Here is a 21,843-nt window from a genome sequence, read left to right on the forward strand (position 1 = left end):
CTCCCTGTCAGCACGGGACGTTCCGTGCCAGGCGAGTATCCGAACCACACACCGCGATTTCCGCGACGACGATCACATTTTGATCAATCACTTGCCGTAAGCGGGCATCAACTGTGTGCCAGGTCACAGGGATGGCAGGCTGGGGAATGTGCCGGCATACTGCCGCCCGGGACGAGGGGGATGAATCGCAGGGTGATCTCGGCCGCGGTGCCTCGTGCTGATCGCGCCACGTGAGCCCACGACGAAAGGCTCAATGGCACCGCTGGCTGCACTCGAAAGTTGACGACCCTGGCTTGGCAATAGCAGGCGATGAGCGTGTCTTCCGGATCGCCGCAATCACGAAACAGGACCAAATTTGAGCGACGTCAGCATTATTCTGCCGGCCAAGAACGAAGCCGCAGCGTTGAAGGGCTTGTTGCCTCGGTTGCTGGCGGCGCAACCGGACGCCGAAATCATCGTGGTCGACGATGGTTCAACCGACGACACTCGTGCACTTTGCCTGCAAGCCGGTGTGCAGTGCCTGTCATCGCCGTATTCGATGGGCAACGGCGCCGCGATCAAGCGAGGCGCTCGCGCTGCGACCGGCAACATCCTGGTCTTCATGGACGCCGACGGCCAACATGATCCGGCCGATATCGAACGTCTCAGAACGAAACTCGAAGAGGGCTACGACATGGTCGTCGGTGCCCGGAACTGGGAAGGTCAGGCCGGGGTCGGTCGCGGTCTGGCCAACACGCTCTACAACTGGCTGGCGTCACGGATGACCAACTGCCAGGTTGCAGACCTGACCTCGGGCTTTCGCATCGCCAGAGCCGACAAGTTCAAGGAATTCCTGCATCTGCTGCCCAACGGATTTTCGTATCCGACGACCAGCACGATGGCGTTTTTCCGCAGCGCCTACGCGGTCGCCTACCTGCCGATCGCCGTCAGCCAGCGTGTCGGCAAAAGCCACATCAGGCCGATCCGCGATGGCATGCGCTTCCTGCTGATCATCTTCAAGATCGCAACACTCTATTCGCCATTGAAACTCTTTGTTCCTGCCAGCGTGATGTTTTTCCTGCTCGGCTTCGGGCACTACATGTTCACGTTTGTCACCGAACATCGCCTCACCAACATGAGCGTGCTGCTGTTCTCCGCGGCCGTGGTCGTGTTTCTGATCGGATTGATCTCGGAGCAGATCACGGCACTGACCTATCGGCGCGCCGACTGAGCAATGGCGAGAAGGAAGCGGGTTCTGATTGTTGCTCGAAATCTTCCCCCTTATTGGGGCGGCATGGAGCGACTGAACTGGCATATCGCCGAAGAACTATCTCGAGAAGCCGAGGTGCGCATAGTTGGACCTTCGGGTTCGGCGGCATGTGCACCGGCAGCGGTTGCAGTCAGTGAAATTCCGCTCAAGCCACTGCCATGGTTCCTGCTGAAGTCCATGTGGCGGGCGCTCCAGCTTGCGCAAAAATGGCAACCCGACATTGTGCTCGCGGGAAGCGGACTGACGGCGCCTTTGTGCTGGATCGCGGCACGAGTGTGCGGTGCGTCATCTGTCGTTTACGTGCATGGACTGGATGTTGCGGTTTCGCACCCGATCTATCGCGCCATCTGGTTTCCGACATTACGGAGAATGGATCGCGTTGTTGCCAATAGCCGCGCTACGGCGGCTCTGGCTGCTGAACTGGGCATTCGCGCAGCGCGCATCAGCATCATTCATCCGGGCTCTGATATTTCGTCGCGATCACCGGATGTTGCCGCCGCGGGAATATTCAGGAGCCGGAGCGACATTCGCGACAGGCCCTTGCTGCTATCAGTTGGCCGGCTCACGCGACGCAAGGGATTGCGCGAATTCGTGAGCGACGTCTTGCCGAAGATCGTTGCGCGGCGACCCGAAGTTCTGCTGGTCATCGTCGGCGATGCGCCGACGCATTCGTTGCATGCTGAAGTTCAGACACGACAGAGCATTCAGGATGCTGCCGACGCGGCAGGCGTCGGCGCGAATATCCTGTTTCTGGGTGTCATCACGGATCAGCAGCGACTCGACGAAGTCTATCGATCGGCTGATTTGCACGTTTTTCCGGTGCGCGAGATTCCTGGCGATCCCGAAGGTTTCGGGATGGTTGCGCTGGAGGCTGCCGCGCGCGGAGTACCTACCGTTGCATATTCGACCGGGGGCATCCCCGACGCGGTTGCAGATGGCGTTTCGGGTGTTTTGGTCCAGCCGGGAGATCATGAACGGTTCGCTGCGGAAGTCGTTCGTCTCATGGCGGACCCGGCGGCCGACGAATTCCGACGGACAACCTATCAATTCGCCCGGCAGTTCGGGTGGGGCGAATTTGGGGCGAAGCTGCGCGCTACCATTCTTGAGAGGTAAGTCTGGCGCTTTTCGATTTTCGGCTAACAGCCCTCGAGCCGGATGGCATTGTTGGCACGCGATGGGACGGAACGCTGGTTCGGTATCGCGTCACGCAAGCAGTTCTTCAAGACGCAGCGCACTGGTATCCCATGATGGCGGCAGCTTGTATTCGGGCGTGCGCATGCTGCGGTTCTCCATCATCCGTTGCGCGTGGCCGGCGGAATCGCCTATGCGAGCAAGGAAGTGTGCATTGTCGCTCAGCATCCAGGACACGGCGGCGGTCGCCGAAGCGGCAACGGCTACGCCGCACGCCATGGCTTCACAAAGCTTTACGGGATAGCTGTATCGCCCGAACGAAGTGTCTGCAAGCACGACGCAGCACAGGTCGACTGCGTTCGTCACCACGGGCATCGCTGCATCGTCAACGTAGCCGAGGCTGATTACACCTGGTGCCGAGATGGCGTGCGCTGGCGGCCTGCCCGTAAGGACCATGTGCGATTCCGGAAGTTGTTTGCGAACGGCTGCGAATGCATCGAGGATCAGATTTGATCCGCGGCTCTTCGACCATCCTCCCGCGTAGCCGAACAGCGTGGCACGCTCTGGCAATCCTAGCCGCCTGCGACATTCGCCACGATCCATCCGAAAGAAGTTCGGGTCGGCACACATCGGCAGGATATGCACGTCGGATGGATTCTGCCGCGAGCGACCGAGCTTTTCCGCAAGCTGTGGACCGGCTGCGATGACGAGATCGGCGGCCCGCACCGCACGACGCCACAACCAGTGCAGCGGCAGGTTGGCTGGCAGATAGGCTTCATAGTTGTCATAAGCGTCGATCGCCAGCCTGCAATCTGCGGAGCGCGATAAACGATGGGCCAGCCATCCCGCCCAGGCGTCCGAGCAACCGACGATCCAGTCTGGTCTGAAAGCGCGGACTTCCGACTCTACAGTGCGCCATAGCTTCGGAATGCCGAGCGTAAGGAAATCGTGGCTCGACCAGACAATGCCGTCGCGATCGATTTCCAGTGAAGGCTGTTTCTGGTATCCGCACAACTGTACGCGCACGTCGTGACCGAGCGCGGCCAGCGCGACCGGCAGATGGTAGAAACGACCATAGGGGCGGGCGATCAGATCCCTTTGCTGGGGATGTCGCTTGCAGACGAAGAGTACTCGCAAGAATGTCTCACTTCAGTTTGCTATGTGAAGGCTATACGTCGTCACGGGCTCGGCAGCCATCAAGGTATGTGACGATGGTGCGAGCCAGATGTTTCAGTCGCTGGTCTCCCAGCCAGAGGAGTTCGTCGCGCTGCGGGCGCTCGTGTGGTGTGGCTATCATCTCGGCAGCGGCCGTGGCCAAGCTTCGGTGGTCTCCCGCCGCGAAGAAACTTATATTTCCGCAATCGATCTCCCTGTTGACGGGAATGTCCGACACCACGGTTCGAACGCCTAGACCGACCGCTTCGTAGACTGAGCCGCCTCCAGGGCCTCCCTCGAACAAGGTGGGCTGCAGTAGCGCTTCGCATCCGCGTAGAAGTGCTAGCTGATCGCGCTTGGGGATGAGTCCAAGGTACTTTACGTCGGCGTTGATCTGAAGCGACCGTGCAAGGTCAAGCAGTCGCCCGTAGTGAGCTGGATCGCGATGATCTATCGGATCGCCAGTCAGTACTAAACGTAGATTTGACCACTTTGAATCCTCTTTCATGAGGGCGAAGGCTCGCAATGCCGTTGCATGATCCTTGTGTTTCCAGAAATGGTTGCATACAAGAAGGTACGGACCGCTGATGTCGTAACGCTTTTCTATAACCGCAGGATCAGCGTCAAACCACCACGGCATCGCATAGGGCGTGAATGGCATTGCCAATATGCGAGAAGCATCAACGTGAAGGAACTTTGAAACATCTCGTGCCGTATCTTTCGAGTTGACGACAACGCCGTCCGATGCTGCGGCAATGGCGCGGAATCGCCGGTCGCGACGGTATCGGGTATGCGGGGCAAAGAGGTGCGGCATGTGACGATGCTGGAAGTCGAAAATGTATCCGATACGGATTGCACTCTCCCTAGCTAATGGGAGCATGGTTGGAAACACGATATCCGCCCCAATTTTTTCGGCAGCTTGCAGTATCCCGCTCCCGCTGTTGGCACATCTCACGAGGCAGTGATCACCGGCTATGCTGCGAGCGATACCTGCCAGCGAAGGTGCACTAGAGCCTGTCGTGGATTTCGAACGTATTGATCGCCATTTTCGCATTGTCCTTTGCCACGCCCGCTGAGATAGCGAAGGCTCCGGAAGCGCGCAGTGAAGGGAAACGTCGGCAGCCACTGAATGGTGGCTCAGCGCTGCGACCAGCATTCGTGAGAAGTCCAAGCCGCCGTTCCACGCAATGAATCCATGCAGTGGTAGTAGAACCCTCACGTCTTCGGCCTCGCCGGTGTTCCAATATAAACGCCTGGCGCGAGAATGGATCTGATCACCGTTGCGCCCGCGCCAATCGTGCAGCCGTCGATAATTGAGAGGCTGTCTTTGACTACCGCGCCGGCTCCGACGAAACAATCCGAACCAAGGCTTACGCGCCCAGATATTATTCCGCCGGGGCACACTGTAGAAAAGTCGCCTACTCGGCTATGGTGCGCTATGGCGACTCTCGGATTGATATGTACAAAATTGCCGATTGCGACCTCAGTGCTCAGCGACGCTCCGGGATAGACGATTGCGCCATGGCCAAACGTCACCTTGCCTGGTCGCCTGTCCATTACGACCGACGGATGGATCAGCGGCGGGTAGCGCCTGTTCGGTAGTTTCTCGGCCGCCGTCAGTGCTCGCCGTTTCGCCGCACTGTCACCGATCCCAATGTACACGTCGACTAGTTGTTTTCCGCACAAGTCCTGAAGCTGGCCCTCGGCTGTCACCGGGATACCGTCGATTACTTCGCCCGGGCGCCAATCAGAGTCGGAGACGACGAACGCGGCAACGCGCTCCGATCCATCTCGTGGGTTCATTTCGTCGAGAAGCCACGCGATTTCGAGCGCTACACCGCCGGCGCCAAATACCAAGATCATGCGGTTTCCCCGAAGTGCGCCAAGATCAGATCGATGATGATTTCGAACCCATCTTCGGACAAGCTCTGCCAGCTTGGAAAGTTCAGGCCGCGCGACGCAATGTTGACGGCCACGGGATACTGCTCCGAGTCTTCACGGTACATTGGCATCGTGTGCACTGGATGGAATATCGGTCGCGTTTCAACTCCACCGGCCGACAGAGCCGAGCGTAGCTGGTCACGCTGCCTTTCACTTGGTGTCAGAGCAGTTACCATCCAGTACGAGGACTCCTCTCCGCTGCGCACTCCTTGGAAAGTAAGAGGTGTACCGGAAAGACGGGTGCGGTAACGCGTGGCGAGTTCAATCTTGCCATTCAGAATGGCATCAACCCGTTCGAGCTGCGCCACCCCGAGTGCGGCGCATATATTGGTCATGCGGTAGTTGTAGCCCACCTCGTCATGCCAGTATTCGCGATGTGCTACCAAGCCTTGACCGCGCAGGTGACGCAAGCGAGCGTCGAGCTCTGCGTTCCGACAGACGATCATACCGCCTTCGCCTGTTGTAATCGTCTTGTTCCCGAAAAAGCTAAAAGTGGCGACATCTCCGAAGGTGCCGACATGCCGTCCGAAAAGTCGGGTGCCGATCGCTTCTGCGCAATCCTCCACTAGTAGCAAGCGGTGGCGCGCGCAGGTTGCTGCGAGCCTCTCCATTTCGCATGCGCCGCCGTATAGATGTACGGCCATTACTGCTCGTGTACGCGGTCCAATCTTGCGCTCGACGTCGTCAGGATCGACCTGCCAAGTATCGGCGAGGGAATCCACGAAAACGGGCACCGCGCCAACGTAGCGGATCGCATTTACGGACGCGACGTACGTCAGTGTCGGAACGATAACCTCGTCACCTGGTCCAATACCGAGTGCTAACAAGGCCAAATGCAAGGCGACTGTGCCGTTGCACACGGTTGCTGCGTAGGGCGCATCGACATAGTTCGCGAAATTCCTCTCGAATATTTCTATAAAGCGTCCCTTGGACGAAATCCAGGTGCTGTCCAAGCACTCGGCGACGTAGGCCTTCTCGTTACCCGAGAGATCAGGTTGGTAGACTGGTATTCGGTATTGCATCGCGACTCCGCGAATCAGTACGTCTTTGCGAGAACGTCAGTCAGGATCCGACGGCTAAACAGTATCAGGGGAAGAAGGCTGCATCCTATATAGCTAATCAGCGTAGTCCACGGCATCGCCACGACGCCAATATTGGCTAGCGCCCAGATTTTTGCAGAGAAGCAAACCGCAGCGAATGTGCAGCCGACGATGATTTGGTAGCGCATCACACTGGCGGCGTTCAGGAAGGTGCCAATTGCGGAGCCGACAGATTCAAATATCGACCAGAGCGCAAATCCCGTCAGCAACGCGCTTGGCACGTCTATTGGGTGATGCATCCAGAACCGCAGGATGTACTTGAACCCGAGCACAAGCACAGAAGCGAACAAGATCGAGAAGATGCCCGCCAGCGCTAGCGAATTTCTAAGCGTCTTTAGCACCCAATGCTGGTCTTTAGCTGCAAGCGCGTTGCGATAGGCCGGCCACAATGGTGCCCATATTAGGCTGAGGGCCAGGGGAATAACTGAGAAGAGCCGCTGTACGATAGCGTAAACACCAGCTTGTGTTGGATCCTGCAGGGCTGAAATCAACGGCAGGTCCGCCGAAAAGGCAAGTGCTGCTGCCAGCTGCATTACGAAGAACAGCGAACCTTCGCGGCGAATCTGCGTGGCGATTCTGGCTTGATATGGAACAATCTCTGAGGTTTGCGTCGCTGGATCGTGTGCGAGCGAAAATGTATTGCCTATTGACGCGAGCAGCGGTGTGCCGACTGCGGCCAGAGTAAGCCAGGGCAGAGTGGCTCCCAGAACGGAAGCTGCCATCACGACCGCAAGCGCCAGCAGCTGCCCCGCAGTTTGCCAGCGGAACGCGCGCGCGCCATGGCCGAGGCCAAGCTGTACGCGGTTTGCCAGATTTAGCGGTACTGCGGCTACTATTGAAAAAAGAACCGCTGCGAACGCGAAACGGCAATCCGTCGACATGGTCTCGGGAAGTCCGAGTAACCGGTGCCACGGCGCCAGCGGGAGCGCAATCAGCACGGTAAGTGCCAGACACGCGGCGACCTTAAAAAGAGTGCGCCGGCCTTCACGTAGAATTATCGGAATTTCGCTGCTCTGACCACGACCGCGCGCCGCGGCGACGAGGTTCATCGTTCCGCTGCCAAAACCGAAATCTAGGAAGCCCGCAAAATATACGAGCGACACAAGTGTCGCCCAAGCGCCAAATTCCTTCGGCCCCAGCGAGCTGAGTACGAATGGCACCGCAACGAATAGATTTGCGGCGGCGGCCAGCTTGGCCGCCAGCGCCCAACTGGCGGTGTTGGCAATGTTGCGTCCACGATGCCCTATCAAAGAGGATGGGCGCGGTGAGGTCAGAATGCGCGCCAAGCGGGCAGCCATCAGGATGACCTGATCTGACGGGCCCTGATGTTGCCCAGAGGTAATTCCCGATCGGCGACAACCGCAGCGTAGGTGCTTACGATGCCAGCTTGGAGTCTGATGCCGGCTTTCCAGCCGAGCGCGTCCATCCTTGATGTATCGAGGCGCTTGCGTGGCGTTCCGTCCGGGCGCGATGGATCGAATTCCATGCGTCCACGGAATCCCGTCGCTTCCGCGATCAGTTGTGCCAGTTCGGCAATGCTGACCTCGTCGCCGGAGCCGATATTGACAATTTCCTCGCTGCTGTAACGCTGCATCAGCAGCAATGCAGCGTCAGCGAGGTCATCCACATGCATGAATTCGCGCAATGGCGTGCCGGTGCCCCAGATCGTCACCGTGTCGTCTCCGCGTTGCACGGCCTCATGAAAACGTCGGATCAGGCCGGGGAGAACGTGCGAATCCAGCGGATCGAAGTTGTCGCCCGGGCCGTAGAGATTGGTCGGCATCGCGCAGATCGCGTCAAAGCCGTATTGGCGACGATAGGCCTGGCAGGTCTTGATGCCGGCGATTTTGGCGATCGCATACCACTCGTTGGATGATTCCAGAGGGGCTGTCAGCAGCGAATCTTCACGCAGCGGTTGCGGCGCCAGCTTGGGATAAATGCACGACGAGCCGAGGAACAGCAGCTTGCGGGTTCCGTTCCGCCAGGCCGAATGGATGATGTTGTTCTGGATCGCGAGGTTGTCGTGGACGAATTCGGCTGGATACGTGCTGTTGGCGCGAATGCCGCCGACCCGCGCGGCTGCGAGGAACACATAGTCGGGGCGGTGTTCGGCAAAGAAGTGTTCGACGGCGGCCTGATTGGTCAGATCAAGCTCGTCGTGACGGCGCAGTATGAGATGCTCGGCGCCGGCCTGACGGAGTCTGCGCACCAGAGCAGCCCCCGCCAGACCGCGATGACCCGCGACATAGATTCGGGCCGAAGCATCAAAACCTGTTTCACTCATGCTGTCTGGGTACATGGTAGCCCGCAGAATTGACCAGGGCGTCGCGGCGTGCAAGCTCCAGGTCGCTGCGCGTCATTTCACTCACCAATTCGGCAAAGCTCGTTTTCGGCGTCCAACCCAGCTTCTCGCGTGCCTTCGTCGAATCGCCCAGCAGGGTTTCCACCTCCGCCGGGCGGAAATAGCGAGGGTCGACCTCGACGACGCGCTGCCCCGGCTTTACCGCCGAATCAGAAGGCGCCATCACCGCGACGGCATGCTCATGTCGGCCCTTCTCGCGCCATTCCAGGGTGATACCAAGTTCGCACGCGACGGCAGTGACAAAGTCACGAACCGAATATTGTGTTCCGGTTGCGATGACAAAATCTTCAGCGGCAGCCTGCTGCAGCATCAGCCACTGTGCCTCCACGAAATCGCGGGCATGACCCCAATCGCGGCGTGCATCCAAATTGCCCAGATACAGGCAATTCTCCAGTCCCAGGTGAATCCTCGAGAGTGCCCGGGTGACCTTGCGAGTAACGAAGGTTTCACCGCGAACCGGCGATTCGTGGTTGAACAGGATGCCATTGCAGGCATACAAACCGTAGGCCTCACGATAGTTAACCGTAATCCAGTACGCATATAGCTTGGCTACGCCATAAGGCGAACGCGGATAGAACGGCGTTGTCTCGCGTTGTGGGGTCTCCTGAACCTTTCCGAACAATTCGGAAGTGGAGGCTTGGTAAAAACGCGTTTTGGATCCCAGGTCCAATATCCGGATCGCCTCGAGCATGCGCAGCGTGCCGATCGCGTCGGCGTTTGCGGTGTACTCGGGCGTTTCGAACGAAACCTGCACATGGCTCTGGGCGCCTAGATTGTAGATTTCGTCCGGCTGGATCTGCTGGATGATGCGGATAAGATTGGTCGCATCGGTGAGATCACCGTAGTGCAAGGTGAACCGGCGCCCGGAGGCATGTGGATCTTCGTAAAGATGGTCAATGCGCTCGGTATTGAAAGACGAGGCGCGGCGTTTGATCCCATGAACCGCGTAGCCCTTGGACAGCAGGAACTCCGCAAGGTAAGAGCCGTCCTGTCCGGTGACTCCGGAAATTAATGCGCACTTCGCCATCGGGCCCTCAAGGAAGATTTGACGAATTCTGTGACGAGGAAGGTAGCGACAATTCGAGCTTTCGAATCCGCCATTCGATGCGCTCCAGGAGGCGTCGATTTGTTGCGATCAGGTCGGCAAGGAAGCCGAGCATAAATAGCAGGAAGCCGAGCGTCACGCAAAGCGTGGACAGGATCACCGACTGGACGTGACCGGCCCCATGCCCCGTTGCCATGTACGCAAGAAATCGTACCCCTGACACCAGACCCGCAAGCGTGAACAGACCGCCGAGTATCCAGAAGAACAGCATTGGCCGATAGGTTGCGAAGATGCGCACGATGGTGCCCAGCGAACGCATCACATACTGAGCGATATTCTTTACCAGGCGGGATGGCCGCATGTCCTGGTTGGTACGAATTGCGACGGACGCTACCCTGATGTTGCTGCGGCCGGCCTGAATGATGGTCTCCAGCGTATAGGTGTAGGTATTGAACACATTCAGGCGCAGTGCCACGTTGCGTGTCATGGCGCGGAAGCCGCTCGGCGCATCCGCGACAGTCGTTCGCGAAGCGATGCGGACCACCGTGCTTCCTAGCTTCTGCAGCGCGCGCTTGATCCAGGAGAAATGCCGGATGGTTGCAATCGGCCGCGCGCCAATCACGAATTCCGCCTCGCCCTTGATGATGGGTTGCACGAGGGTTTCGATATCGCGCGCGTCATACTGATTGTCCGCGTCGGTATTGACGATGATGTCTGCTCCTCGCGCCACCGCTGCGTCGAGCCCAGTCATGAAAGCCGCTGCCAGACCGCGATTGACGGGATGGCGTACGACATGCTCCACGCCGCACCGATGTGCCACGGCCGAGGTGTCATCGCTGGAGCCGTCGTCAATGACCAGCCATTCAACTGAACTGCACCCCGCAATGCTGCGCGGCAGCGCCGCAAGAGTCACGGGCAGCGATTCGGCTTCATTGAGACACGGAATCTGGATGATTAACTTCATGAACTGTGTCAATGAACTTGGGCAGGGGAGCCGGCAACCGCCGCTGCATCAGCGTCGGGAGTCGGCATTTCGGGTGACGGTGTCGTCGGCTTTGCCATTGCTGCGGCTTTCCCATTTGCAACTTCATTGCGCAGCGTCGCGATCAAGCCGTCCAACGCCCCGCCATGGTTCAGCGGCGCGATGCCGGAAATCTCGGATTCGGCTGCGTCGAAATGGCCGATATCGATCAGCAAGCGAACAAGATTGGCGCGGTAGATCGGCACATCCGGCTTTGCGTCCACGACTGCGCGCGACATTCTTTCCGCCAATTCGCTGTCCCCGAGACTGTTGAGCGCGAAGTCCGCGTATGCGCTCATCAAATAGACGTTGCCATCCGAGGATTCCAGTCCGGCGGCAAACACGGACAGCAATTCCGATGTCTGCTTCGGACATTCGCCGCGATACTGGCAGTGATACAGCGAGATAATCGCGCTGACATCGGTCGAATCCGGAGGGCGGCTGCGAAGCTTCTCGGACATTGCCTGCCACCATCGCGGATCGATCTTCTCTGGCTCGTGGCGCCTGGCGAAGATCAGGGCTTGCAGCGGCGCGATCCCGCTGTCCGGCCGCATGGCGATGCGCTCGAGAATGCCGATCGCCTTGGGAATCAATGGCGAGTTCTCGTCTTTTCCGGCCGCGACGACCAGCGTGCGTGCGAGCTCGTATTGCGCGCGCGGAGAGTCGGGGCGCTTGAGCGCTTCGGAATAGGCCAGGCGCAGCGGATCAGACCATTCCTCTGAACGCAAGAGGGTCGTGAACGCGCACGCCGCAATGAATGCGCCCGCAATCGCGGCGCGTGCGCTCGGAAGACGCAATCCGGGTTCGATGGCGAGCAGCGATGCCACGGCGAGCAAAAGACCGGCTGACGCAAAATAGTTGCGATGCTCGAAAACCAGCTCGAGCATGATGACCGTACCCGTCAGGACGTGGCCGGCGAAGAACCAGAGCACGCCTAGACAGAACAGGGGCTTGCTTCGTCGCCACCGCAGCGCGAGCCCCAGCAGGGCAAACAGGGCAATTATCGCGACCAGCGTGGTCGGCGGGTCAAAAAGGGTATGCGAAGCTTTGATGTCGTCGTGATAAAACGACAGCGCATTGAGATTCGGCGCGAGTGACCAGCCGATGTAATCCATGATCACGCGCGGCTCGGTCAGCAGGCGCTCCCCGACGGTGAACGTGCGGGAATGTGCCATGCTGCGGAAGATCCAGGTGGAGATCCATGCGCAGCCCGCAATGAGGGGCGGCCCGAGAAAAATCCCGTGCAGCCACAATGCCGGGCGACTGAGCGCTCCATCGGCTTTTCGGAAGCGGGTGATCGAGAATTCTGCGCACGCGGTATAGAGCGGCAGCATGGCGCCGGTTTCCTTTGCGCCGAGCGCCAACGCCGTGCTGACCAGCATGCAAACGAACAGCATCGGACCGGAGCCTCCCTGCGCATCGGTAGCGTAGCCGCGCCGACGCACCCGGAAGTACCAGAACAGTCCCAGGAAGATGAAGACATTGGCGAGGGACTCCATCCGCTGCGCGACATACGCCACGCCGGTGAAATTGATCGGCAGCAATAGCCAGACCGCCGCGATGACGGCTGCGATCACGTCGCCGGGCATTGCGTCCGAGTCGAGTCGCGCTACGGTCAGTCGAAGGCGAAACAGCTCGCGCATCAACAGGAAAAGCAAAAAACCGTTGAGCAGGTGGATCGCGACATTGGTGAGTTTCGGCCAGAACGGATCCAGCCCCGTAAAGTAGTAGTTCGCGGCAAAGCTCAGCATGCTCAGTGCGCGGAACTGATTGGTGCCGCCGTGGAATTGCTGCAACGCGGCCTTGATCCAGTCGCTGCTGTTCAACGTGGTGACGTGCACGTCGGTGTTGTCGACGAAATAGATGTAGTCGTCGAAGATGTAGCCGCCATGCAGCATCGGCCAATAGACCAGCACGGTCAGTACCATCGCGGCGGCAACAAGCCCCCAGGCGAGGTGTTGCGGTTTGAGGCTGCGTACGGATGCTGGCGAGATCAACATTTGTTCGTTCCGGGACGGGCCGCACCGGCTGCGGGGCGAGCATGCCGCCATTTATGGGTAGACCATTCGAGATCAATCTTGCCGTTTCGCATCGTGTTCGTCTTGTTCCAGAACAGTACGCAGGTGCGAGAGTTCGTTGTCCGTGTATTGCTGCTTTTGCAGTACCAGTTCGTGCAGTCGTGGCATGCCCCAGCCCGGCTGGTACGCGCGCTCCTTGATCGTTGCGTAATAGTCGAGGTGCTCCAGGCCCAGTTTCGGGTAGCCCGCGGATCCCAGCAGCGCAGCGTAGCGCATGGCTGCCCCGCTGCGGACCTGCAGGGCGAGGGCACGATCGAATTCGGCCAATGCAGCGTCGCCGTCCTTGCGTTTGATGGCGAGCGAGCCGCGCAGATAATGAAGATCCTGCAGCCGCCCTGGCTGATTCGCGGTGAAAGGATTGGCAAACGCCGCGGAGATCAGGCGATCCGCTTCGTGCAGATCGAGGCCCGGGCACGAATCCTCGGCAGCGTTGATAATCATGCGTTCGAACCAGCCAACCAGCAAGGTGCCGCCTTCGCGGGCCGTGCGTAGTGCGTTCTCCGCAGAGTGAAGCGAGCCTGAGTCGGCGCCACCGAGCATGCAACGTGCGGCGATCAGATTGAGCGCGAGCTGGGTCTCGTCCGGATGCGCTGCGAGTGCGCGCAGCAGCCGCGCCTGGGCGCGGTCCGGCATGCCGGCGGACATTTCGATCTGGGCGGCATTGGCCTGCGCACGGGGTGAGGCGGGGTTCATCTGCGCCCACAAGATCGCCTGATCCCGGACATTGCCCCAGAGGCTGGAGCGGGCGTGCGTCATCAGTGTCAGACCGGCGAGGATCGCAACGGCGAGGGGGAGCCGTACTCTTGCAAATGCGCCTGGACTGGCGAGAGACATGCCGCTTGGCGCACGAAGCTCAAGTCCACAGATCCACCATGCCAGCGGCCAGAACAGCAGCACGGCCGGAATGTAATTCCGGTGCTCGTAATAGAGTTCAAGCGGGATTGTAGTGGACTCGAGCAGCTGGCCGGCAAAAAAGAACAGCAGCGCGGCAGCGACAATCGGATAGCGCTTTCTGGCAAAGCAGGCGAACGCCAGCAACCCGGACACGATCAGGATCGAGAGTGCGGTGCCAGGAGGGGACAGCAAGCTGCGCGACGCCGCAATCTGGTCGTTGAACAAACCGGTCGTAAATGGCTGTGGCAGCAGGAGCAGTCGCAGATATTCAAGGACAACCCGGGGCTCGGTCAGCAGACGTTGCGTCAGCGTCCAGGGACGCAGGGTTCCAATGCCGGATGCGATGCCGCGATAGCCTTCCCAGCCGAGGTATGCCAGAAGTGCGATGGTCGGCAACCCCGCCAGCAAGCCGAGCCAGCGGTAGTAGCGCGCTTGGATCGGCGACGGAAGTGGCTGGGCGGCGCGCAGGATGCTCCGCTCCAGTAGCAGTACATAGACCGGCAGCAATGCGCCATTGGCTTTGCTCAACACGCCGAAGCACGTCCCGGCGCCGATGCCGACGAGTATCCAGGCCAAGCCCGGACCGGGCCTTGCTGCAGCAAAATGCGTTCGTCCGTGTAGCCACGCGAGCAGGCCCAGCATGACGCAGGTTGCAGGGAGCATCGCTTCGCGTTGCACGACATACAGCGTTGTGGAAACGAATAGCGGATGCAGCAACCACAGCGCTGTGCCGAATACGGCGGCCATTTCGACGCGCTGTGCGGCGGTGGGTGGGGAGGGCTTGGCCAGCAAGAAACCCAGTTGTCTCAGCAGGTGCCATAGCAGGACGCCATTCAGCATGTGCAGCAACAGATTCGTGCGCTTGAAGGCAAAGGGGTCTGCGGGCCAGTCGCGCGCGTCCAGCAGAAAGCTCAACAGCGTCAGCGGCCGACCCGTCGGATCGGCAGTTCCCGATGTGATGTAGCGCCAGAATGCCGGCCAGTTGTCGACCGGGCCGGTCGCGCCGATCGCCGGCAGATTGGCGAAATCATCGAAAAGAAAAGCGCCATGCAGGCCGGGCGCGTACACGAGCCACACTGTCGCCAGCGTAACGGCCATCAGACCGCAACCCAGAAGCGCGTATCGGCCCTGGGGGCGTAAATGAGTCGTGATGTTGAACACCGGGCTGCGTGGCTTGGAAGAGCGCGTGAATTTTCACCGATTACAAATAAAGAAGGGCCGCACGTAGCGGCCCTTCTTGCGCAGCTGAAAAACTTAACGGCAGGACGACGGCAGATACTTGGACGGAAGGTCAGTTGACTTGCAGGTCCAGGCGATGCTGCCGCCATTCGGGATCGCCGAAATCAGCAGCGTGTCATCCGTAATCTTCGCGTTCGCTTTGACGCCGTAGGTGACGGTGATCACGCCGGTCGTGGCCGACACGTCGAGGCTCTTCACGTAGTTGCCCGTGATCGAGGTGGCCGAGGCCAGGCCCGCCGACGCGTTGTCTGCCGGCATGACGCCCTTGTTCGAGTAGAACTCGGCGAGCGCCGTCTTGGCGCCATCGGCCAGCGACAGACCTTCCGACACCTGCGAACGGATGGTGTAGTCCTGGTAGGCCGGGATGGCGATGGCAGCGAGGATGCCGATGATCGCGACCACGATCATCAGTTCGATCAGCGTAAAGCCCTGTTGCATCTTCTTCATTTGTCTCTCCATGGATGGTTCAAAACCCCGCTGGGACGTCCCCCGCGTAGCGGTTTTTTCCGCAAGCCCTGTGCCACTAAAGCCCTTTTTTCCGAACCGTCGTCCGGATCAGGCGCGAGACGCCGGTTACAGGATCAATTCCGGACAGAAGCAGTTGCCTGCCCGTGTCCATTTCGTCAGTTATTGACAAAAATGGTCAGTCCGTCATCAGTCGATTCGGACTGAAATTCCGGATGAAAGTCTTTGATCAGTCGAGTCTGCACGCATGGGCGCGTCGTCACAGGCGGCACGTCGTCGGCCGATACTTGGACGAAAGGTCGCCGCCCGTGCATTGCCAGATGATGCTGCCAGCTTGCGTCGTGGCCGACATCAGCAAGGTGCTGCCATTGATCCTGGCATTTGCCTTGTTGCCGAAGGTAATGGTCACATTCCCGCCGGCAACATTTACTGAAGAGACGTAAGTGCCGGAAATCGATTGTGGTGATGCGAGACCTGCGCTGGCGTTGTTGATCGGCATGCTGCCGCGATTGGAAATGAAATCCCAGAGCGCCGCCTTTGACCCGGTGGCGAGGCTCAAACCTTCCGCAACCTGGGCACGAATCGTGTAGTCCTGGTACGCCGGAATCGCAATGGCGGCCAGGATGCCGATGATCGCGACAACGATCATCAATTCAATCAGAGTGAAGCCGGAAACCGGCTTGCGGCGTGTCATTTTTCTAGTCCCCTGAGTCTGTGACGACTGAGTTACGGGCATTGTTCATGCCAGCCGCCTCGGGGCCCGCCCCCCCAATTGGTCGTGCCGGGTATTTGACGCGCTGCGGTCGCGGTTCATGGCCGCTGTTAAACTGACAATCTTTATCTCGATTCCAGTTCCCGTTCCATGTCCGAGCCGTATCAGCCGTCCGTTGTCGAGCAGGCCGCCCAGGCGTTCTGGGCCGACCGGCATTCGTTTGAAGTCAGGGAGCAAGCGGGGCAGGAGAAGTACTACTGCCTGTCGATGTTTCCGTATCCGAGCGGCAAGCTGCACATGGGGCACGTTCGCAATTACACGATCGGCGACGTGATCTCGCGTTATCAGCGCATGCTCGGCAAGAATGTGCTGCAGCCGATCGGCTTCGACGCCTTCGGTCTGCCGGCCGAGAACGCCGCGATCGCCAACAACACTCAGCCGGCGAAGTGGACGTACGCGAACATGGCGTACATGCGCGAGCAGCTCAAGCATCTGGGCTTTGCCTACGACTGGTCACGCGAGCTGGCGACCTGCGATCCGAAGTACTACCGCTGGGAACAGCAGCTGTTCACGCGCCTGATGAAGAAAGGCCTGGTTTACCGCCGGAACGCGGTCGTCAACTGGGACCCGGTCGATCAGACGGTGCTGGCCAATGAGCAGGTCGTCGACGGCCGCGGCTGGCGGTCCGGTGCGCTGGTTGAGCGCAAGGAAATCCCGCAGTGGTTCCTGAAAATCACGGCGTATGCGCAGGAACTGCTGGATGACCTGGACAAGCTGGAAGGCTGGCCGGAGTCGGTCAAGACCATGCAGCGCAACTGGATCGGTCGTTCGGAAGGTCTGCAGCTGCAGTTCCCGATCGAGAACGAGGCGCCGCTGACGGTCTACACGACGCGTCCGGATACCTTGATGGGCGTCACCTACGTGGCGGTCGCGGCCGAACATCCGCTGGCGCAGCAGGCGGCTGCGGGCAATCCGGAGCTCGCGGCGTTTCTGAAGGACGCCAATCGCAGCGGCGTCGCCGAAGCGGAAATGGAGACGATGGAAAAGCGCGGCATGCCGCTCGGCATTGCCGCAATCCACCCGATCACCGGTGAGAAGGTGCCGGTCTGGGCGGCGAACTTCGTGCTGATGGGCTACGGCACCGGCGCGGTGATGGCCGTGCCGGCGCACGACGAACGCGATTTCGAATTTGCGAGCAAGTACGGTCTGCCGATCAAGCAGGTCATTCGCGGCGCCCGTGAGAGCGAACTGATGCAGCGGCTCGCGGCGGTCGGCGACTTGTCCGACGAGGACGATTTTGTCGACGCCCCGGCCAATCAGCCATTGATGAAAGAACTGGAGTCCGTGCGCGCCGGCTGCATGACCGAGCACGGCACGCTCATCAATTCCGGTGAATACGACGGCCTGGATTTCGAGCAGGCGTTCGAGGCGATCACCGCTCGCTTCGAGAAAGCCGGAACCGGCAGCCGCCGCGTCAATTTCCGCCTGCGCGACTGGGGCGTTTCGCGCCAGCGTTACTGGGGTTGCCCGATTCCGGTGATCTACTGTGCCCACTGCGATGCCGTGCCGGTGCCGGAAGAGCAGCTGCCGGTGGTGTTGCCGGAAGATGTCGCCTTCAGCGGCGTGCAGTCGCCGATCAAGGCCGATCCGGAGTGGCGCAAATGCGCTTGTCCGCAGTGCGGCGGCCCCGCGGAGCGCGAGACCGATACTTTCGATACCTTCATGGAGTCGAGCTGGTATTTCGCGCGCTACACCGGCCCGGACAACACGCAGTCCATGCTGGACAAGCGTGCCGACTACTGGTTGCCCGCGGACCAGTACATCGGCGGCGTCGAACACGCGATCCTGCATCTGCTGTACGCGCGCTTCTTCCACAAGCTGATGCGCGATGAAGGCCTGGTTGCGTCGGACGAGCCGTTCACGAACCTGCTGACGCAGGGCATGGTCGTGAAGGAGACGTACTACCGCGAGGACGCGTCGGGCAAGAAGCTGTGGATCAGTCCGGCCGATGTCGAACTCGAGCTCGATGCCAAGGCTCAGCCCATCCTCGCCAGGCTCAAGCGCGATGGCCAGCCCGTGACGATCGGCGGCGTCGAGAAGATGTCCAAGTCGAAGAACAACGGCATCGATCCGCAGGCTTTGATCGACCAGTACGGTGCCGACACCGTGCGCCTGTTCGCGATGTTCGCGGCGCCGCCGGAGCAGTCGCTGGAATGGCGTGATGACGGCGTCGAAGGGGCGTCACGCTTCCTCAAGCGCTTGTGGCGCGCGGTGCAGGGACATGTCGAGGCCGGCCCCGCGTCGGCGCTCGACAAGACGGCGCTCAACGGCGAGCAGAAGGCGCTGCGTCGCAAGCTGCACGAAACGATCGCCAAGGTCGGTGACGACTACGGTCGGCGCAAGACGTTCAACACCGCGATCGCCGCGGTGATGGAACTCATGAACGAAGCGACGCGCGGCGACGATACGAGTGCGCAGGGTCGCGCGCTGCAGCAGGAAATCTGGGAGACGATCGCGCTGTTGCTGCAGCCGATCGTGCCGCACATCTCGCACGCGCTGTGGCAGGTTCTGTGCGGGCGCGACGACATTCTTGCGCAACGCTGGCCGAAGGTCGACGACGACGCGCTGGTGCGCGATCAGATCACGCTGGTGGTGCAGGTCAACGGCAAACTGCGCGGCAATGTTTCCGTGGCGGCGAGTGCCGACAAGGACGCCATCATCGCCGCGGCGATGGCGGACACCAACGTCGCCAGGTTCATTGCCGGTCAGGCGATCAAGAAGCAGATTGTCGTGCCGGGCAAGCTGGTCAATCTGGTGGTGTAAGCACCTGTCCATGGCAAAAAATCCGCAGGAGCGGCGTTTGGTGCCCCTTGCGGCTTGCGCCGCTCCTACAATGGCGTTCACTCGTGATATGGAACGGCCGTGCGCGCATTCCTGATTCTTCCCGTGCTTTTGCTGCTGTCGGCCTGCGGCTTCCACCTTGCTGGCGGCAAGCCGTTGTCGGACGATCTGAAGAAGGTCTATCTCGACACGACGATTCCGTATTCCGTCACTGAACCGCCGATCGAGACGCAGCTGCGCGCGATTCTGCAGCGCCGCGGCGCCGAGGTTGCGAAAGACCCGTCGGCGGATGTGACGACGATCCGTTTGTCGAGCCTGCGCGAGAGTCGCGAGGTGTTGTCGCTCGGCACCGATGGCAAGGCGGTGGAATTCCGACTGCTGACGCGGGTGCACTACGAAGTGTTTCGCGGTCCGCACACTCTGGTCACGCCGGGCGATCTCGTCGCCACGCGCGACTACAGCTTTGAACCGGAACAGGTGCTCGCGAAGGAGGCGGAAGAACAGCGCCTTCGAGAATTCATTCAGAGCCAGCTGGCGGAACTGCTGATGCTGCGCATTGATGCCGCGCTCACATATCACTCGGCCACTGTTGCGCCAGCAACGCCAGAGGGTGCAGCACCGGTACCCTGAGGCCTCGCCGGCGCAGGCCGGCGGCAATGTGCAGGCTGCAGCCGATGTTGCTGCTCACGAGGATGTCGGGTTGCGCCGCAGCCAGTGCGTCGAGCTTGTGCTCGAGCAGGCGATCGGCCATCTCGGGCTGCGACACGAAGTAGGTGCCGGCGGCGCCGCAGCAATTGTGCTGCAGATCCAGAGGCTCTACGCGCGCTCCGGGAATCTTGCGCAAAAGCGCGCTCACCGCTTCGCCGTCACCCGTGACATTGCGCTGTGTGCATGGCAGATGCACGGCGATTTTCGCGTCGAGCTCGCGCAAGGAGACAGCGGACGGCCAGTGATCCAGCAGAAAACGATGCGGGTCCGCGACACGCCCGGCCATCGCTGCTGCTTCGCCGTCGCCCTGGGCGATCAGTGCATATTCCTTGAGCGTTGCGCCGCAACCGCTGGCTGCGTAGAGAATCGGCGCGTTGCCGGAAAACGCCCTGACATTCCGCGCGACCAGCTGTCTGGCTTGATCTTGCACGCCGGCGTGCTGGTGCAGCGCCCCGCAGCAGGTTTGCGACGACGGTGTCTGCACCTCGAAACCGCATCGTTCGAGCAGCTCTTTGATGAGCTTCAGTGTCGCGCTGTCGGCGATATCGCCGACGCAACCGCCGAACAACTGCACGGGTTGCCGCCGAGCCTGCACTCGCCAGTTGCCGACGGCGATCGCCTGCGAGCGCTGCGGTATCAGCGAAGCCAAACGGCCGACGCGACCCATCCGCCACGGCTTGCCGAGGGCCACGAGGCCTTGCAGGCCGCTGCGCTGATAGATCGCCAGCAGCGTGCGGGCGACGCGGCGCAAGCCTGCCGATGTCAGCCACGGTGCGAGCCAGCGCGTCAGACGCGGCGCGGAGCCGCGGCGCGCGACCAGCATCGCCCGACCGGCATCGATCAATTCCCCATACGGGACCTTGGCCGGACAGACCCGCTCGCAGCTGCGGCAGCCAAGGCACCGATCAAGGTGCGCCTGCAGCGGTGCCGAGTCTTCGATCATGCCGCTGGCCAGACCCTGCATCAGCATGATGCGGCCGCGCGGCGACTCGGCTTCGTGGCGGGTTTCCTGATAGGTCGGACAATGCGGCAGGCACAGCCCGCACTTCACGCAAAGGTCCGCCTTGGCGAGTGGAAACAGGGCAGCAGCTTGCGATTCAGGCATCGGCGCCAATAATAGTCGCTTCCCTTTTGTCCCCCAATCGGAGTTAGTACCCAGTGATGAATGTGAAAGGTTTCACCGTGCTCGCAGTTCTTGGCTTGTTGCCGGCAATGGCGCGGGCCGCCCCGTGGTCCGGCGACGTTGCCGTCGGCTATCTCGCAACCACCGGCAATTCGAAAACGAGTTCGTTGAACGGCAAATTCAGTCTGGTCTACGCACAGGAGCGGTGGAAGAACACGTTCGGCGCGTCGGCGATCAATACCTATGCGGACAACGAGAGTTCGGCGGAAAGCTATACCGCCAACGAGCAGCTCGACTACAACTTCACGCCGCGCGATTACGCATTCGGCGCGGTCGAATGGAACAAGGATCTGTTTGCCGCGATTCGCGAGCGGACCTCGGAGACCACGGGTTACGGCCGTCATCTGCTGATCGGCCCCGTACATTTTCTTGATCTGGAAGTCGGCCTCGGTGCGCGCCAGCAGCAGACCAACGACGTTCCCCGACAACGCGACGACGAATTCATCGGGCGCGGTGCGCTCAAATATCGCTGGGCGATCACGCAGACGACCTCGTTGACCGAGGCGCTGAAGATCGAATCCGGAAACAGCAACACCTACAGCGAATCGGCTACCGCACTGAAACTGCAGATCGTCGGCAGCTTGTTCACGAACCTGTCGTATACGATCAAGAACAACACGCAGTCCGCACCGGACACGAGGAAGACCGACACCGAGGCCGCGGTGACCGTCAGCTACGAATTCGGCAAGGACAAGACCTGAGGCGGGCGGTCGGAGTCG

The 21,843-nt window shown here is 60.4% G+C and carries 18 protein-coding genes; 5 read left to right on the plus strand and 13 right to left on the minus strand.

All coding sequences use genetic code 11. The features are described from left to right. Positions 1-355 precede the first annotated feature (355 nt). Both G7Y85_RS19470 and G7Y85_RS19475 read left to right on the plus strand, forming a co-directional pair. The gene (locus G7Y85_RS19470) at positions 356-1,210 is read left to right on the plus strand and encodes a glycosyltransferase family 2 protein (RefSeq protein WP_166261509.1); all 855 of its coding nucleotides are present in this window, start codon (positions 356-358) and stop codon (positions 1,208-1,210) included. 3 nt (positions 1,211-1,213) lie between these two features. Continuing rightward, a complete protein-coding gene (locus tag G7Y85_RS19475; RefSeq protein WP_166261512.1) occupies positions 1,214-2,362 on the plus strand; it encodes a glycosyltransferase family 4 protein in 1,149 nt (382 codons plus the stop codon). Between the two features lie 90 nt (positions 2,363-2,452). On the opposite strand, the gene G7Y85_RS19480 is transcribed toward G7Y85_RS19475, so the two are convergent. The 12 genes from G7Y85_RS19480 to G7Y85_RS19535 form a co-directional block, all read right to left on the minus strand. Then, positions 2,453-3,517 carry a glycosyltransferase family 4 protein gene (locus G7Y85_RS19480; protein WP_206675628.1) on the minus strand — a complete coding sequence of 355 codons (1,065 nt, stop codon included), beginning with the start codon at positions 3,515-3,517 and terminating at the stop codon, positions 2,453-2,455. 31 nt (positions 3,518-3,548) lie between these two features. Next, positions 3,549-4,349 carry a glycosyltransferase gene (locus G7Y85_RS19485; RefSeq protein WP_166261515.1) on the minus strand — a complete coding sequence of 267 codons (801 nt, stop codon included), beginning with the start codon at positions 4,347-4,349 and terminating at the stop codon, positions 3,549-3,551. Positions 4,350-4,750: 401 nt separating this feature from the next. Next, positions 4,751-5,398, minus strand: a complete 648-nt coding sequence (locus tag G7Y85_RS19490) for an LbetaH domain-containing protein (RefSeq protein WP_166261518.1) — start codon at positions 5,396-5,398, stop codon at positions 4,751-4,753. Next, complete coding sequence (locus tag G7Y85_RS19495) at positions 5,395-6,498, minus strand: DegT/DnrJ/EryC1/StrS family aminotransferase (protein WP_166261521.1); 1,104 nt, start codon at positions 6,496-6,498, stop codon at positions 5,395-5,397. The genes G7Y85_RS19490 and G7Y85_RS19495 overlap by 4 nt, the downstream gene beginning before the upstream one ends. 14 nt (positions 6,499-6,512) lie before the next feature. Beyond that, positions 6,513-7,862 carry a lipopolysaccharide biosynthesis protein gene (locus tag G7Y85_RS19500; protein WP_166261524.1) on the minus strand — a complete coding sequence of 450 codons (1,350 nt, stop codon included), beginning with the start codon at positions 7,860-7,862 and terminating at the stop codon, positions 6,513-6,515. 11 nt (positions 7,863-7,873) lie between these two features. Further along, complete coding sequence (locus tag G7Y85_RS19505; RefSeq protein ID WP_206675629.1) at positions 7,874-8,860, minus strand: GDP-L-fucose synthase family protein; 987 nt, start codon at positions 8,858-8,860, stop codon at positions 7,874-7,876. Then, positions 8,853-9,965 carry a GDP-mannose 4,6-dehydratase gene (gene gmd, locus G7Y85_RS19510; RefSeq protein WP_166261530.1) on the minus strand — a complete coding sequence of 371 codons (1,113 nt, stop codon included), beginning with the start codon at positions 9,963-9,965 and terminating at the stop codon, positions 8,853-8,855. The genes G7Y85_RS19505 and gmd overlap by 8 nt, the downstream gene beginning before the upstream one ends. 7 nt (positions 9,966-9,972) lie before the next feature. Continuing rightward, on the minus strand, positions 9,973-10,947 hold the full coding sequence (locus tag G7Y85_RS19515; RefSeq protein WP_166261533.1) for a glycosyltransferase family 2 protein: 975 nt from the start codon (positions 10,945-10,947) through the stop codon (positions 9,973-9,975). Positions 10,948-10,955: 8 nt separating this feature from the next. Further along, on the minus strand, positions 10,956-13,004 hold the full coding sequence (locus tag G7Y85_RS19520) for a tetratricopeptide repeat protein (protein ID WP_166261536.1): 2,049 nt from the start codon (positions 13,002-13,004) through the stop codon (positions 10,956-10,958). A 72-nt stretch (positions 13,005-13,076) separates the two neighbouring features. Beyond that, a complete protein-coding gene (locus G7Y85_RS19525; RefSeq protein ID WP_166261539.1) occupies positions 13,077-15,074 on the minus strand; it encodes a tetratricopeptide repeat protein in 1,998 nt (665 codons plus the stop codon). 156 nt (positions 15,075-15,230) lie between these two features. Next, the gene (locus G7Y85_RS19530) at positions 15,231-15,662 is read right to left on the minus strand and encodes a pilin (protein ID WP_166261542.1); all 432 of its coding nucleotides are present in this window, start codon (positions 15,660-15,662) and stop codon (positions 15,231-15,233) included. Positions 15,663-15,939: 277 nt separating this feature from the next. Then, the gene (locus tag G7Y85_RS19535; RefSeq protein ID WP_166261545.1) at positions 15,940-16,374 is read right to left on the minus strand and encodes a pilin; all 435 of its coding nucleotides are present in this window, start codon (positions 16,372-16,374) and stop codon (positions 15,940-15,942) included. A gap of 168 nt (positions 16,375-16,542) precedes the next feature. On the opposite strand from G7Y85_RS19535, the gene leuS reads away from it, so the two are divergent. Next, complete coding sequence (leuS, locus tag G7Y85_RS19540; protein ID WP_166261548.1) at positions 16,543-19,215, plus strand: leucine--tRNA ligase; 2,673 nt, start codon at positions 16,543-16,545, stop codon at positions 19,213-19,215. A gap of 99 nt (positions 19,216-19,314) precedes the next feature. After that, positions 19,315-19,863 carry an LPS-assembly lipoprotein LptE gene (locus G7Y85_RS19545; RefSeq protein WP_166261551.1) on the plus strand — a complete coding sequence of 183 codons (549 nt, stop codon included), beginning with the start codon at positions 19,315-19,317 and terminating at the stop codon, positions 19,861-19,863. Here G7Y85_RS19545 and G7Y85_RS19550 read toward each other — a convergent pair. Then, on the minus strand, positions 19,802-21,046 hold the full coding sequence (locus tag G7Y85_RS19550; protein WP_166261553.1) for a (Fe-S)-binding protein: 1,245 nt from the start codon (positions 21,044-21,046) through the stop codon (positions 19,802-19,804). The two genes, G7Y85_RS19545 and G7Y85_RS19550, sit on opposite strands and share 62 nt — an antisense overlap. Before the next feature lie 56 nt (positions 21,047-21,102). Between G7Y85_RS19550 and G7Y85_RS19555 the strand changes: the two genes are divergently transcribed. After that, on the plus strand, positions 21,103-21,825 hold the full coding sequence (locus tag G7Y85_RS19555) for a DUF481 domain-containing protein (RefSeq protein WP_241696301.1): 723 nt from the start codon (positions 21,103-21,105) through the stop codon (positions 21,823-21,825). Positions 21,826-21,843: the final 18 nt, after the last annotated feature.

It is taken from the genome of Solimonas terrae (genome assembly GCF_011067135.1).
Taxonomy (GTDB): Bacteria; Pseudomonadota; Gammaproteobacteria; order Nevskiales; family Nevskiaceae; genus Solimonas; species Solimonas terrae.